General features: G+C 61.5%; 8 protein-coding genes. All 8 read right to left on the minus strand.

Annotated features, from left to right (window positions below):
* Positions 1-2,002: NB-ARC domain-containing protein (locus EYB53_RS23580; RefSeq protein ID WP_254151219.1), on the minus strand; the 2,002-nt coding region annotated here is incomplete at its 3' end.
* Between the two features lie 133 nt (positions 2,003-2,135).
* Positions 2,136-5,393 carry a hypothetical protein gene (locus tag EYB53_RS23585; RefSeq protein ID WP_135481735.1) on the minus strand — a complete coding sequence of 1,086 codons (3,258 nt, stop codon included), beginning with the start codon at positions 5,391-5,393 and terminating at the stop codon, positions 2,136-2,138.
* 67 nt (positions 5,394-5,460) lie between these two features.
* Positions 5,461-6,756 carry an N-acetylmuramoyl-L-alanine amidase gene (locus tag EYB53_RS23590; RefSeq protein ID WP_167857576.1) on the minus strand — a complete coding sequence of 432 codons (1,296 nt, stop codon included), beginning with the start codon at positions 6,754-6,756 and terminating at the stop codon, positions 5,461-5,463.
* Positions 6,757-6,785: 29 nt separating this feature from the next.
* Complete coding sequence (locus tag EYB53_RS23595) at positions 6,786-10,649, minus strand: NACHT domain-containing protein (RefSeq protein ID WP_135481737.1); 3,864 nt, start codon at positions 10,647-10,649, stop codon at positions 6,786-6,788.
* A gap of 98 nt (positions 10,650-10,747) precedes the next feature.
* A complete protein-coding gene (locus tag EYB53_RS23600) occupies positions 10,748-11,455 on the minus strand; it encodes a glycosyltransferase family 2 protein (protein ID WP_135481742.1) in 708 nt (235 codons plus the stop codon).
* 14 nt (positions 11,456-11,469) lie between these two features.
* Positions 11,470-11,700 (minus strand): hypothetical protein, encoded by a 231-nt coding sequence (locus EYB53_RS23605; protein ID WP_135481746.1) that lies wholly within the window; start codon positions 11,698-11,700, stop codon positions 11,470-11,472.
* An 8-nt stretch (positions 11,701-11,708) separates the two neighbouring features.
* Positions 11,709-13,346: a tail fiber domain-containing protein gene (locus EYB53_RS23610; RefSeq protein WP_135481748.1), complete on the minus strand. Its 1,638-nt coding sequence runs from the start codon at positions 13,344-13,346 to the stop codon at positions 11,709-11,711.
* The gene (locus EYB53_RS23615) at positions 13,339-14,991 is read right to left on the minus strand and encodes a hypothetical protein (protein WP_135481751.1); all 1,653 of its coding nucleotides are present in this window, start codon (positions 14,989-14,991) and stop codon (positions 13,339-13,341) included. The genes EYB53_RS23610 and EYB53_RS23615 overlap by 8 nt, the downstream gene beginning before the upstream one ends.
* Positions 14,992-15,166: the final 175 nt, after the last annotated feature.

Raw genomic sequence — 15,166 nt, forward strand, 5'->3', positions numbered from 1 at the left:
CGTCCCAGACCTTGAGGGTCTTGTCCCGGGAGGCCGAGACGATGGTGCGCCCGTCGGCGCTGATCGCGCAGCCCTCCACACTAGCGGTATGGCCGGTAAGCGTTCGCCTGAGCGCCGGATGAGGCAGATCCGGAAGCGAGTGGCGCGGCGCGAGATAGGGCCGCGCCAGGATGGCCTCGAACTGGCGAGTGAGCGGTGCCAGCGTCTCCAGGTTGCAGAGCCGGCTGTACAGGGTCGCCTTGAGCGTCTCCAGCTCGGCACAGGCGTTGAGCAGGTGCGCGCACTGCCTGACGTTGCGCCGCAGCAGTCGCAGCGCGGCATCGTCCGGCGCGCATTGTTCGGCAGCCAGCAGGTCAGCCTCGACTGGCAGGGCCTTGCGCACAAAGGCTTTTGCCGCCACATAGCGCAGATCCTTCACGGTGTCTACCAGTTCGGCCTTGCGGCCCGCCGCCTCTAGATGGTAGGCGAGGTAATCCCACAGGTACGGCTCATCCAGTGGCAGATCGGCCCAGGAAGTGGACTTCGGGCGGTGGACATCAAGCAGCACAGTGTGTAGTGCGGCCAGTCGGTCGGCAAGACTCTGCTGCAGGTAGGCTCGCACCACATCGTGCAGCCGGATGGTGTGGGCTGCGGCGTCGTAGCTCTGGAGCAGCGACAGCCGCGCCAGCCTGGTGCAGAGCTGGCGGGCCGCGAACGACGAGAGCGCGCCGGTCTGCTTCCAGTAGCGCTCGAGGGTCGCCTGTGGGATGTGTGCGTCCTCAGGAAAGATCGCCAGCTCGCTGTAGCGGGCGCGCTCGGCCTCACTTAGCAACGCCAGGCTGATCTCCAGGGTCTTCGAGACCGCGCGATCGCGGCCCTCGGCATTGCTTGTATCGAAGGCAGTCACGCCCTCCTCGGCCAGGCCCGCCTCGACGTAGGCGATGGCATCGGCCAGGGACGTTCCATACGTACACTGCTCACGCAGCGCGCCGTTGACCAGGGTTAGCAGCAGTGGCCACTGGCCGACGTGGCTGGCAAGCGCCTGGAGCTGTTCGACCTGCCCGTTATCCGGCGCCAACCCGCCGCTGATCAGGGCCAGCGCCTCCTCGCGGCGCATCGCGTCGATATCAACCTGGCGGGCAGCGGGCGGGATGGTATCGCGGTTACGAGTGGTGATCAGCCGTGGGCAGCGCGGGGCGCCTAGCAGGAACGGCTTGAGGTGCGCAGCGTCCCAGACGTCGTCGACTACCAGCAGGATGGCCTTGTCGCCGAGAAGCTCGGCCAGCCGTGCCGCAGCCGCGTCGACGCCGGTAAAGCCCTGGCGCGCCCCACCGGTCAAGGCGATGATCAGGTCCTCGATCGTGCCGGTCAGAGTGCTGGCACTGCTCTTCTCGCCCAGCGTGACCCAGAGAATGCCGTCGGCGCAGGCGCTGCAGACGCGCTCGTCGTGGCAGAGCGCGGCGGCCAGGGTCGTCTTGCCATAACCGCCGGCACCACACAGCGCGACAATGGGTGCCGCCGAGGCATCATCCTGCGGGCCGAGCAGCAAGGCCATAGCGCGCTCGAACTCAGTCGGGCGCGCGACAAAGCCGGCGGGAACAACGGGAGCCATCAACGGATGTGCGACAGGCGCCGCAGCGGGTGTTTCCAATTTAAGCATGAAGGCGATACCACCGTCAGCCGCGACAATGTTATCGTCACCCTTGACGACCTGAGCAGTTGCGCCGCGACCAATGGCGACCCCTTCCGCCTGGCTGATATTACCGACCGTGATGGCGTCGCCAGCTGTGCTGATGTCGAGGCTTAGCCCTGCGGCGCTTACACGTTTCCCGGCGAGTTGCCGGCGTAATGGTGCGAACACCTCTTCGGCCAGCCGAGCCTCGGCCTCACCAGGAGTGGTCGCGCCGATGCGTAGGTCGGTGAATACCTGCATCAGGGCCGGGAGGAAGGCATGGAGATCTGAAGGAAGCCTCATGAGTAGCTCTGCCTCGATCTCGGTTAAGGTTGCTTCCGATGGCTCCATTGAAGGTTTCCTTCAGGCTCGCACACCCAAATAGTTGCACCCAATGCTATCGACTTGTAAAGGGTGCCCTCGTGCGCGAAGCTCTACGTATGTCGAAGCTGTAATGCCGTCTGCGTCGGCTTGATCAAGGCGCCTACCGTCCGAGCAGCAACTGATTGGAGAAACGCGGTGTACCTGAGCTCGGCCCACCTGAGGTAATCAGCGTAACGTGCTCAGTGTCCTCAGCGTAGCCGATGTAGTAGTAGCCGTTCGTCACCCGAGGGTAGGCCGCCAGGCGAAACTGATAGGCGCAGGTATCCACCACGGGCCAGGGCGTCGGCGGAACGGTGACCTCCACCACGCCGTTCCAGGCAGGCAGTTCCTGCTGATGACGGCTGTACTCATCGGTCAGAATGGTCGTGGCGACATTGCTGCCATGCAGTTCCTGCAGTTTGTACAGGCGCAGATGGCCCTCGGGATCGCGCACGGTGAGCTTGAACTGGATGCCGTCCTGTGCGTCGGTCAAATTAACAATCGAGCAGGGCGGGATCGGCTTGCCGCCATGCAGGACTCCGATGATCTTGACCTCAGGCAGATTATTGTCGAGCATCAGGGTCAAAATCTGATCGGCCTCGGCGCTGCCCACCGAGATACTGCTGCCTTCCTCGCAGAAGAACTCGGCCTTGAACTGGTGGATGCCGGCCACAAAGCCCACTGAGCGCCACTGCAGCAGCAGATCGTCGATCGAGTAGTCGGCAGTCGGATCCGGCATCCGGTAGTGCTCTGCGGCATCAGGCCCGAAAGGCTCGAGCACAAATGTGGTACCGGTCCAGCGATAGTTGCTCCAATTCTGCCGAATCGGCGCGAAGCTTCCGCTTGTGCCTACCCGGTGGAGCATGCGGTATTTCCGTGCACCCCGGCTCCATAGGTGCTGTAACGTCACCCGGTTGCCGATCAGATTCATCGTGCCTCCAAAGGCAGCGTGTTCAACGAAGGGGTAGTAGGACTGCGGTGTGGTCGCGCGGCCCTCGCTGATCTGTGACGCCGGAATCAGGCCGACGCCGGCAATGACGACCCCAGCGCTCCCAGGAGGGTAGGCACTGGCGGGCTGGCGGGCCAGCACAATCTCGGGCAGTCGGCTAAAATCGAGGGCAAAATCCTTCGGGTAGTTACAGGCAAACCCTGGCTTCGTCGACGCCACCCGCAACCCAAAGCGAATCAGCGGCGGTCCGTCTGTGTCGTTCAGGTTCACGCCCAGCTCTGCCAACGCCAGGCGCATTTCCCAGATTCGGTGCGGAGCGGGACTATTTGGTGAAGGATTAAACCCACTCCGCACCATTGACGGACTCGGATCGTTCACAATCCCGGTCTGGCGATCAGGGCCGATAAAGTAGGATCGGCCCAACCGGTCGGGCTCGCCAGGGTACAGCCCATAGGAAAGATCTCGGTAGGGAGTGATCTGCCGGTTCCCATCAACATCCATAGCCAGTTGGAAATAATCGCCGGTGCCCACGTCCTGACCTGTATCGTAGACCAGATCCAGGGCCAGATAGAGGTAGGTCGCATCATTTTTGGTCATCAGGAAGCCGCCGGGTACCGGTAGCCGCCCTGCGCCATCCCATTCCTGGGCCGTCAAAAGACCGCTTGGCTTGATACCGCTGGAGGCCCAGGTGCTGCGCACGGTATCGACACATGTCGCTTGCCCGGTGAGGAGTTGCACCTGGTAGCCGACTCGTTCGCAATGCTCCTCGTGATTGTCCGGGTTGGTGCCGAAACGGCTTGTGTAGGTGGCATTATCGATGAGCAACGCCGCTACGGGGAAGCCGCTTGCTTTGAAATCACGGTTGTACACATTGTCCGCGTGATCAAGGTGCTGGCCTTCGGTCATAAAGCAGATCAGTGAGTGTCCGCACACCCGAACACCTTGTACGGGGATATTGGCCGCGCGGAGCACGTTGCGCACAAAACCGAAAGTTCCATGGCAACCGGCAGTCCAATGGCGCACCTCGCCCTGAAAACTACTCGCTTCAATAATCCGGTTCAGAGGGGGGATGCCGGGATAGTCCCAATGAGCCTTCATATTGCCGATGGTATAGCCGCCATAGAAATGGGTCAGATTGTCTGAGGCCCATTGCAACGTGTTGAGGATCGTGGGGAGTCGCTCGGAGCCAATGATATCCGTGGAGCGAAGAAACGCGAAAGTGTAGCCGGGTAGTCCGATCAGCGTACTCCCCAGGTTGTCCTTCCGCTTGACGAAATTAGGATGCTGGGGGTTGCCGCTCCCGACGACGAAGGTGTTATCAGGCCGCCGTGACATGATCGCTGTACTGTCGAACAGCACCTGGAGGCTAGCCTGGTCATACGTGCAGAGCGACCAGGGCACGCTGCGGGTCAACTCGACGAGCAAATGATGGGCGATCCAGCGCACGTAGAGTTGCCAGGCGTAGCCCGGATCGACGACAACGTTCGGCGTGAGCCGATCATCGCCGGCCGTCTCACTCAGGTTCGCCGGGGGGTAGATGAGATCGTCGAGCGGGCAGCGCTCGGTGGCTGGCCCGTCAGTGTACCAGTGCCAGGCACGCTCAAAGGCCTGCACGAGGTCGCGGCGCTGCGCGATCGGCCAGTCGCGCCAGGCCTGTTTTGTTGTCTCGGGCACATCATAGGCGTTCCGCTCAAAGTGGGTCTGCCATTTGATGCTCTGCGCAATCGCCGGATGTGCTTCAAGCCAATCCTCGAGAGCGGGTGGCCCGGACGTGAAGACCTGAAATACCCCCGATCCGTTCGCACTCAAATTGACAACTTCCGGGTGCAGGTTCACGCAGCGATCATGCGAGACAGCATTCATGAACTGCACAACAGTCTGTGGATCGGCAAGCTCATGCATCTCCCAGTGGAGCAGAACATTGGCAGGGGGACGCTGATAAAACACATAGTACTCACGATACGCAGGTCGCTGGGTGCCGGCGAGATGGACAGCCATCAACGTATCATCATAGGCGCCTTCGCCGTTGAGGAAATGAACCACATCGTCGGTATTCGTCGCCTTCTTCCAGCCCCAGCCACCTGGGGCTTGCCCGGACACCTCACGTCGGTAGAAGACCAGGAATTCAAGGTAGCTGCCGGTCCAGACCACGCTAATCCGGGCATCGCTCACTGGCGCCTGATACGCGCCACTCCCATTCACGAAGTGCATTACATCATCCGGATCAGTGGCCAGCTTCCAACCCCAGCGCCCGTCGGCAGCAGCAACTGAACCAGGACGGTAGAAGATGTAATACTCCTTGAAGCCGTCCCGCCAGATTGAACAGATGCGTGCATCATCAACGGGTATTGTGTAGTTCCCACATCCGTTGAGGAAGTCCGTGACATCGTCGGGGTTCGTGGCCTTCTTCCATGCCCATGTATTCATCATCGTCCTCCAGATATATCTTGCTGGGATGGGTGTTTGCTGATTGCCACCGTGTCCTCCACTGCCAGTATCAACAAGCTATGATCCCATTGGCGATCCGGGCAATGGCATGGGCGTAGGTGGTGCCCGGCACCGCCCAGCGCCCGTTGAGGCCGCCCAGGGTCGGGGCGACACCCCGGTTCTGCGCTGGCAGCGGCCGTAGTGCGAGTGCGTGCCCAATCAGCGCACGCTGCGCCTCATTGGCCTGCTCGTCACTCAGCGCGTAGGCTAGCAGCCGCCCAATGTGAGCCGGGATGGCCTCATCCTGCCAACTCGCGAAGCACAGGCCTTCCCGCCAGGTTCCGTCACGCTCAACCCAGGCACTCTGGAGCGGCTTCGAAGGAGATGATCGGCCCGTGACCCCTAGCCCCGCCGGGTTGCGGCGCGGTCGGGCCGCCCACCAGGAGCAGAGGTTGTCAGTCTCGTGGATCAGCTGCGCAATGGCTAGCAACGGGTCGAGCCCCACCTCGGCGCAGAGACGCCAGTAGGCTGGCAGGATCGTGTCGCTCAGGTCGTCGCTGGTGTACTCGCCGTGGGGCCGACGCTGGATAAAGGCCAGGGCCTGAGCGACGGTGGCCCGCGGCGGGGCGAGCAGTGGGCTGTCGGCGCTGATCGGTTCCAGGTCTACGCCGACGCGCTGCGCCCAGACCTGTCGGAAGCGCGGCAGGTAGAAGTCGGGGCGGATAGCAGCGCCGGGGCAGCCAGGCTTGTTGAACATACGATGCTCGGCGATCTGCCCGGCCCGCGGCCCCGAGACGAAATCGAAGGTGCCCAGGGCCGCCTTCAGGCTGCAGACCGCCGCGGCCACATTGGCGAGCACCGGCTCGGGCCAGGGCACATGCTCGTAATAGCCGACAACCTCGATGCCGATCGAGTAATGGAGCCGGCCCGGCTCCTGGTAGGCGTTGCCCTTGGCAGCGTGGATGCCGATCTCGGCCATAGGGGAGAAGGTGTAGATCGCGAGGTCGTCGATAAACAGGTGCGGTCCGCGATCCCAGCCTAGGTTCGAGTTGTAGTGGTTCGCGATGCCCTCAAGCTGACGCAGACGCTTGGCGATACGGGCCTCTGGTGACTTCCCCTCCTCATTGGCATCCCAGACGGCGCCCGAGGGGTAGCGCGCCCACGAGGCCGAGGGAATGGCGGTGTGGTGCAGCACCAGGAAATCCGGCTTGACTGGGCCAAAGTCGTAGGCCTGCACATAGCGCTCAAAGTCTGCCGGCGAGAAGGCCCGCCCTTCGTAGAGAAACGGCCCCAGGCATGCCGGCACCTGATCGTCGTACGCATCGGTGTCAAATGGTAACAGGTCGGTCATCCACTCGTCGCTCATAGTGATATCTCCTTACCTTGATGAAGTCTTTACCATGGTTCATCTGTTCCTTGCTCGGTCAACTCCCCGGCTTTGCATACGTCAACCTTTCTGCCCTTGTTCAGCCCGGCAATATACTCAAGGAGCAGCCGGTGAATAAAGACGTACCCACCACCGACCCGGCGCAACAGAGCCCGCTCGGTGCAGTGGTCGAGGAAGGCCACCATCCGCCAGGGCATAAACCCGTTATGCCAGAGGACGTAGCGTAGCGCGAAGTGTGAGCAGAAAGCATAGCCGCCAAAGGCCAGGCCGACGATAATTCCAATCCCGACCCCATAAATAGATCCAAAAGCAAATCCGTTTCCCAGGCCTATGGTGGTAGCCGCAGCGAAATCCCGTTCACTATCCAGATTCACCAGAATAAACAGGAGACCAACCCCTAAGCCGACGATGAGGGTCATGCATGCGGTGGTTATGAGTCCGCTGAACGCGGCGTTGCGAGCCGAGCGCCAGGTGCCCTGATTCGGGTACACTTTCGTCTCCAGGTCGCTGCTGACCAGCCCGCTTCTCAGCAGGGCGACCGCTGCGCTGATCAACGCAAACACAAGCCCGGTGAGCAGCCCCAGGTTGAGCAGGTTGGTCTGGTCAGAAACTAGGCTGACCCCTACAACATAAGCTATGCCATAGAACAGGCCTGTGCCCAGGGAGGCCCAAATGTGCCGCATGGGCTGGACAAATGCCCAGCGCAGCATCTCAACAACGGCAATCCGTCTTGGCGCCATAGTCGGCGCGCCGAGCAGGCCGCCGGCGATCAGACCGAGCAGCCCGGTCGTGAGCGCGAAGGCCAGGCTCAGGGCGAGTATCTCCTCAAGGGGCGGAGAAAAAAGCCGAGCGCCAACTCCGCCGACACAGCCGGCGACCATAGCCATCAACAGCCATCCTTGGAGCGCATCGCACGTTAGCCACCAGAGACCTTGAGCCATCCGCGGCGGTTGCTCACTCTTGCCGCCGAACAGGCCGCCAATGACCAGAAAAGCGGCCAGAAAGACGAGCAGATTTACTGGGCCAAGCGCCTTGCCCTTGGTCGGGATCGAGCCGAAAGCTTCGACGACTTGCGGCAACGTCGAGTAGCAGACCAGCCCGGCAAAGAGTCCGAAGGGCCCGCTCAAGAGCAGGCCGAGGCCCAGACGATCAAGCAGGGTGTACTGGCGAAGGAGCGTAGGCGTGATCAATGCATCGGGCTGGAGCTGATCTAGTTGGAACGTGTTCAGGCCGTGCTGCTCCATCCCGGCGGCCAACCGAGCCAGCCAGCGCCGGGTTTGCGCTGGCGGGAAGCGTGGATCAGCGCCCGAGCGCGCTAACATCTGTTCAACATAGGTGGCGCACAGCATCCGCCGTCGCGCTTCCAGTGAGGTGAGCGCCCGCAGATGCTCGACCATCTGTCCCTCGTAAACCTGAACCATCAGGCTGAGCATTAGAGGCGTTTCGGTCAGGGCACGCAGTTCCTGATCCTGCTGAAGATCCTCACGCAGGCCAGCGAGATCAGGTCCGCCATTGGACAGGTAGGAGTCGATCTGCTCAATGTTGAGCGGCTGGATCAGTAGCGCCCCGTTTAGCTGGAGCCGGGTGTGGTAATGCCTGACAAGCAACTCGTACTCCGCCCTGCGGCAGCCGACGACGAGCGGGATCAAGCCATGCTCCTGGCGAAACGCATTGATCGTCTCGACGCAGGCTGCACGCTGTGTGGCTGGCACGCTGTCCAGCCCGTCCAGCAGCGGCACAACCTGGTCGTTATCCACCCAGATCGCCCCCCGCCGGCGGGGAACGTCGTAACGCTTGGCCAACTCTTGGACGAGCCAGTCCCGTAGGGATAAACGATCACGCGCCCAGGTAGAGAGGTTGACCAGGAATGGAATTGGCTCGGCAGGATCGCTTTCGGCCAGTTCAAGCAGGGCGCGGGCCAAGGCGAGCAGCATGGTTGTCTTGCCCCCGCCCGGTGCGCCAAGGATCAGTAGGCCGCAGCTTTGACTGACACATTGCTTAGTGATAGCGGCAAGATTCCACCATTCCGGCTTGGTTCGCTGCAGCCGCTTGTCCCTGTATGGAGTAGCCACAGCGCTGGGCCGAAATTCCACATGCAAATCGATCAACTGCCCGCCATACAGCGATGGCTCGAGCATGCTCTTGATCGCAATCGTCCGTACGCGATCCAGCATAATGCGGCGATTACGCTGCTCACGTGACGACACAGATCGGCCAAGCAGATTGATCTCGAAAACCTGGGCAACTGCACCAGCACCAGTTGCAACCGCTTTGCTGTCGATGATATTGCCGACAGTGATCTTGTCGCCGCCAAACTCAAGCTTGACGCCCCCGGCTTCGATTGGCTTAGTCCCCTCCAGCGACCGAAACGCCGCAGCGAACTCCGGTCGGTTCAAGCTCGTACTGGCCTGCTTAGGCGTCCGTTCACCCGCCACAACCTCAGCAAGCTCCTGAGCCAGATCGTGCAACTGGGGATGCAGCTCAGGTGGCAGCTTCGCCCGTAGCGCCGCCTCGATCTGCTCAGCAGGAAGCGTGGCTCCCACGGCTTCCTGCTGAGCAGAGAACGTGCCTTCTGCGGCGTCCCAAACTGTTTTGCTCTCGACATAGTCGCACATCTGAATGGTGGCATGGGTGTCGACGCAGTTCGCCACGCCGCTGCTATTGATGAGGTTACCGACACGGATCTCGTCGCTATAGTGCTGCTCGACCGACCCGCCGGGCTCATTGACAAAACCTCGCGAGTCACGCGCGTCGATAAACGTCGGGCGCACAAGGATGGTCAGGCTTGCCGCCTGCAGCCGGCGCTCAACCATCCCTCCGCTGATCGTCACCATGACCGGGATAGTACCCAGAGTGATGTGATCAAGCCGAAGAACTTCTACCGTGATGTGGCAGGGGCCGGCTCGCTTTGAGCGCAACAGAAAGAAGATCTGTGCCGAATCACGATCAACGGGCGCCTCAATCATGCGCCTGGCTTCCGGAGGATCACAATCAGGGGCGATGACGCGCAGCTCGACAATGGTTGCTTTAACCTGACCCGTGGCGGCATCGACTGGAAACGCGAGCGCGAACGGCTCTTCTGCCTGCTCGATAGCGTCTGGGCGATGTTGCTGAGGAAAGGCTGTGGCGGTGAGGGGCGGCGCACCTGGCAGACTGACCTGTACCAGCAGGTCGAAAACCTGGTCGACCGTAGCCTCAGCTGGCGCAGCGACATCAACCCGCCGGTGTAAGGGTACGCTCGTAACTGGCTGCCCGCAGCGGTGCCGCACCAGGGCATAGAGCACTGTGACATCGTCGATCGCCTGTTGCCTGTCGGGTGAGGGCGCCAGCGATCGTTGCGCTTCAATGAACTGCGTGATCGGACAGAGCAAGCGGCAGCAGAGCGCTGGTGAGTAGAGCGCCACTGGATAGCCAGGGGCGAGCAGATCTGTATGGAAGCGGCGTAGCAGACTCAGCTCAGCACCGGGCTGGCAGCGTATGCTCTCGCAGAGCACCTTGACAGCGTCGGCGTCCACCAGGAAATCCGCGATCTCGGCTGCCAGAGCCGCATCACGGGCACAGCGCCGCTGAATTATTGTGGACAGGCTAACCATCAACTGCCAACTGTCGTCAGTGTCCGGCTTGATTCTGGCGAGACGGGGACTCGCGCCAAGCCAGGCCTCAAGCATCTCGCGGCGTAGTGTGCGGGAGGCCGTAGAGTCAGAGTGACAGGCAACCAGTGCGGCCGCAGCCAGCAGCGCAGCAATGCTCAGATCACCCGCTGCACCCTGCGGGTGGATAAGGTGCTGGCCGACCTGCCGAAAGCCTCGCTGAAGCGCCTCCGGGTGGCGGAGCAGGCTCTCGGTCAATCGATTGTTCTGAGCAGCACTCATAGCACCACAACCATGTGCGTCCAATAATTGTGTACTGTTTGGTCAGAATCAGGGCTCGCCTCCATAAAGCATAGCGCAGGCAGCGTTTTGAAAGCGTTTCAAACAGCCATGCCAATAGTTAAGTATTGGTCAAAATCGGCCCCCATCACTGTGCGCAGGTCTCCGGGCCAGCGCACCCAGTACCAGCCGTCGCGCCCTTTGGGGCTGGTGTTGCCGGAGTGAATGATGGACACATAGAGGGCATAGTCGGCGAGGATGGCGGCGCGCTCCAGCGGCTGGGCCCAGATGAAGCGCAGGTCAGAGGCGACCTGTATGTCGGGGAAGGGGGCACGGCGCCAGAACTCGCGGCTATAGAGCAGGGTGTTGCCCGCAAGCCAGGGCTTCGCGCGGGCCGGGTAGTCGTACATCCAGGTTGCGCCGCTGGACGGCTCGAAGAAGAGCAGCCGCCGCATGCCGCAGACCTCGGCGCGGGCGCGCAGCAGCGCGCTGACCTGGGTGCTGATGCGGCTAGGTGCCATCCAATCGTCGTCGTCCCAGTGCATGATCAGGTCGCCGCGGGCGGCCTCGACGCACAGGTTGCGCTTGGCGCCCAGAGTGCGTTGCCCGTCGAGCCTGATGTAGCGCAGTTGCGGATCGTCGGGCACCAGGTCTGCGACACTGTCGGTCCCATCGTCGACGATCACCAACTCTTTGTGCGGGTAGTCCTGGCGCAGGAAGTAGCCGATCGCTTGCGGCACAAAGGCGCGGCGATCCGCCGTGGGCATCACGCAGGAGACCAGGGGCGGTGTGCTATAGCGGTCTTCCATCGTAACTGCTCGCGCTACGAACGGCTGAGCAGAACATCTGGCGAAAGCGCCACGCCGTTATCCTCAGCTTGGGCTACCTTCGCCAGTTCCTCATCGAGCACCTGGATCGCGCCACTGATGCGCAGCAGCGTGTCGCGGATCTCCTGGCGCTTTGCGTCGAGCTCGGTGAGCATCTTCTGGCCAGCCTCGTGCTCGGCGCGGAGCTGGGCGAGGCGGGCGGTGAAGGGGTTCGTGAAAGTGTTCATGGGTTACCTTACTGCCTTCCGGATGCAAGTTGCTTCTCAAGAGCGGCGATCCGGTGCTCGTATTTCTGGGCTAGTTCCTGCAGCGCCGCGATGGCCAGCACTCCGAATGATGCATACGGTAGCCCCAAGGTGGGACCGTCTTCAAGGTTCACAGTAGTGACGAGCTCGGGGAAAACCTGCTCGACGTCCTGTGCGACAAAGCCGATGTTGCTGCTATCGTGCTTCCGCCAGCTGAAGTGCACTGGCTTGAGCTCCAGCACCTTCTGTAGCACACACGTAAGTGGGGTAATATCCTTCTTCAGACGAAGATCGGAGTTTTGATATATCTTTCCGTCCTGCGTAACGTATTGACCCAAGCCATTATTATGGTACAAAACCATTGTGCCTTGTCCTTCATAATACATCTTAAAAAACCTCCCGGTGCGCCTGTCATCTAACCCACGCTCATCAAGGCGGATTCCAGTCGCAGGTCGTGAGGGTATTATATGTAAAGGCATCTCAGGGGCATCAGTCCCAATGCCGACCTTGCCATCCTTGATCGTCAGCGCCTCGGAGAGCACGCCCAGTTCGGTGCGCCGCAGGTCGTCGATCTCGCCGATCCCAGCCTGCCCGGCCTTGCGGTGCAGCCGTGCCAGCGGGTAGTAGGCGTGGTGCGCTCTGCGCAGGTTCTGCGGGATGGCCTTCGTGTCTTCTGCTACACCTTCGGCGACGCGCACCACCCACTCGCGTTTGATGCGCACGCAGGTTTCAATGCCGATCACCGGGTTGATCATGTGGGCTCGGTCATCATCGCCGACAACCTCTCGCTCCCACACATCGAGGTAGACCAGATCCGTACGGTTGCTCGCGGCATTGAGCGGCAGGAGCGGATCGACGCCCCATAGTGCCGCGCGCGTGCTGTTGTTGTAAAGAGGCTGTGCGGTGTAAGTCAGGCTGCTCTCGTTGATCACGTCCCAGCCGTCGACCAGGCAGCGGCCAGCGCCGCTGGGGGTGCCGTCGCCACCCTTGATCACAAAATCGTTGGCGGCGCTAATGGCAGCGCTGACGACAATGCCGGGGTCGGGATCGGCGGGGTTTCGTGTGGCACTATTGATGGCCTCCATGAAGATGCTATAACCGACCGATGAGCCAATGGTGGCCGTGAACCTTGTCCAGGGAGCCTGGTCATGCGGTCTGATGCGGAACAGCAATGGCTCGTCATTGTTGTGCAACCATGCTTCTTGCTCCGCCGACATAGACCACAGATTCGTGCTGATGAGCTGCACTGGCGAGCCATCACGGCGAGCGGCACGTATGACATGCACGGATGAGCCGTCGTTCCATTCTGCCTGCACAGTACCTGGCCCAAAACCCAGCGCCCAGCTGACCTCCGACCAGAGCACTTCGAGCTCCGGGTAGACCCGTGTCACAAAATTAGCCGCCGGTAGAGTGAGAATCAGGGAATCCCCGGTCGACTCAATCCGAAACCCATCATTTCCCGCTGGCACACCGTCGCCCACGAACCACTTCAGAAAGGCTTGCAGCTCGAAACGGCGGATGTCCTCAAGCTCGTTCCAGTCGGCGTCGACCAGAGGTACGCCCTGCTGCAGGCGCACGCCAACGTAGTGCTTCAGTGCGTCGAAGGTATTGCGCGAGAAGTTACCCATGGTCGTTCTCCTTTATTATCGGAACAATCCGTACCTGGATCGGGAGATGCTGACGAAGCGCGCCTGCAATTCGCTCCCAGGCTTCGCTGGATATGAGGGGCTGTTCCTCTTTCAGCGGATAAAGTCCTACCGCCTCATTGGCGTACCAGCCGACCCCCGGCTCGCCGGTGGTCTGACGCGTATCATAGCTATAGGCCGTGAAGTCCTCGAACGTTCCGCGCAGATTGTGCAACGCTATATTCCGGGTGTCGGCAGTGGTACAGCCGGCGTAGCGCGCATCAAGTGCGCTTGAGCCGCTATGGGCCAGGCTTGCGCTAGAGCGGTAGAAGAGCAGGGTGTCTGCGCCAGCGGCGAGCGGGAACGGCGCACGCCGGTTGTAGGCGTCATCGCTGTCGGGCGCATCCTCGTTCTGCTGGACGGTGATTTGCTCGACCGGCCCCCAGCCTGTGGTCGCGTTACATGTGCAGCGCCAGATCGACCATCTGCCGCTCCGGTTCGAGCTCCAGTACAGCTCGACGCTCCCGTCCGCACCGCTAATCGCCGCCGGCTCGCGGTCGTCGGCATCGAGCGGGGTGCCGAGCGGGAGCGCGAGCGGCGTTGAGCCGGTAGCGCCGTCATTCGGAAGCGTCACACCGGAGATACGCCAGCGACCAGGGGCCTCAGGATCGCCACGGTGGGACCAGAAGGCCCAGAGGTTATTTTGCGTCGCATGGAATACGATCGCTAGGCCGCTGTCCAAATCAGGGCTAGCGCCTTGAACGCTGGGAAAGTCGAATACCGGTCTCAACTGCTCAGCCTCGTTGGTATAGCGGTAGCGAAGCTGCCAGTTTGGGCCGCGGCGCTCAAACCAGAAGAGCCACATCCCGTCCGCTGCGTCCCTCCCCGCTGCGAGCACCAGCGGGCGCCGCCGCTCCACTTCAGCCTCAGCGCCGTCAGAGAACCAGACCCCCCTCGTGATCCACTCGTTCCCCCTCATAAAGCGCTGGTCGAGCGACCAGCGCCGTGTCGTCTGATCAAAAGCCTCCCAGAAGACCCACGGCAGGCCATACATAGGCACGACCGCCGGATAGGCGTTGATCTGCGGCTGATCGATGAGTGGTCGGCCTGGATCCCAGCCGGCCGACACAAGTAGTGTTCCAGGTCGATCCGGATTGCCTCTGAGTATATAGTTGAGCCGGCTCTGCCGATCAGTTAGCCGCCACGTCTGCGGCTCGGTCGAATCGATGAGATCGAGCGTGAGATCGAGCGAGAGCGGCATGTTCTGCTGCTCAAAGAACTCTAGCAGTTCGGGGAAGATCGAGCCGTTTGCCAGATGGCGCTGGAACACTTCGGGATCGTCGGGGTAGAGCGCTGCCACATCCAGGCTGAGCGTCCGTAGCGTCTTGTACCAGATACCTGTGCGCCCGCTTCGCACGGCGTGATAGAACAGCCAGAGCACCCCATCGTAGCTGTGCATTGCGGCGGGGCGACCCTCATAGGCGAAGTCCAGTGACAGTGGAGCCTCGGGTGTGCTCCACTTGCCGCCGGTGCGCTGCATAAGCCACAGATTGAAGCATTCTGGTTGGTTGCTGCGGAAGATGTTGTTGGCAAACTCCTTGACCCGCATCTCTGTGCCGAGCAGGCGCCTCACGGTCGCCTCGAGCATAGGAATGGTGCCAACTGTCTCCTGGATCGCAGGCGCAAAGCGCAGCTCGTTGCGCTGGTCTGCGATTCCCCGCGCTAAGGCGTTTTGCGTCTCACTGTCTGTAGCTTCCGGGTTTAGATCCAATACCTTTCAAATAAGGCAAGGTTCGCGTTGACGAGGGGTTCGCAGGACGCTG

The organism is Candidatus Chloroploca mongolica (assembly GCF_004762035.2).
In the GTDB taxonomy this organism is placed as follows: domain Bacteria; phylum Chloroflexota; class Chloroflexia; order Chloroflexales; family Chloroflexaceae; genus Chloroploca; species Chloroploca mongolica.

Bases quoted from the DNA above. Each gene is read 5' to 3' on its own strand.
- EYB53_RS23605 (WP_135481746.1), bottom strand. From the start codon at position 11,700: ATGAACACTTTCACGAACCCCTTCACCGCCCGCCTCGCCCAGCTCCGC.
- EYB53_RS23590 (WP_167857576.1), bottom strand. From the start codon at position 6,756: ATGAGCGACGAGTGGATGACCGACCTGTTACCATTTGACACCGATGCG.
- EYB53_RS23585 (WP_135481735.1), bottom strand. From the start codon at position 5,393: ATGATGAATACATGGGCATGGAAGAAGGCCACGAACCCCGACGATGTC.
- EYB53_RS23600 (WP_135481742.1), bottom strand. From the start codon at position 11,455: ATGGAAGACCGCTATAGCACACCGCCCCTGGTCTCCTGCGTGATGCCC.
- EYB53_RS23610 (WP_135481748.1), bottom strand. From the start codon at position 13,346: ATGGGTAACTTCTCGCGCAATACCTTCGACGCACTGAAGCACTACGTT.
- EYB53_RS23595 (WP_135481737.1), bottom strand. From the start codon at position 10,649: ATGAGTGCTGCTCAGAACAATCGATTGACCGAGAGCCTGCTCCGCCAC.
- EYB53_RS23615 (WP_135481751.1), bottom strand. From the start codon at position 14,991: ATGCTCGAGGCGACCGTGAGGCGCCTGCTCGGCACAGAGATGCGGGTC.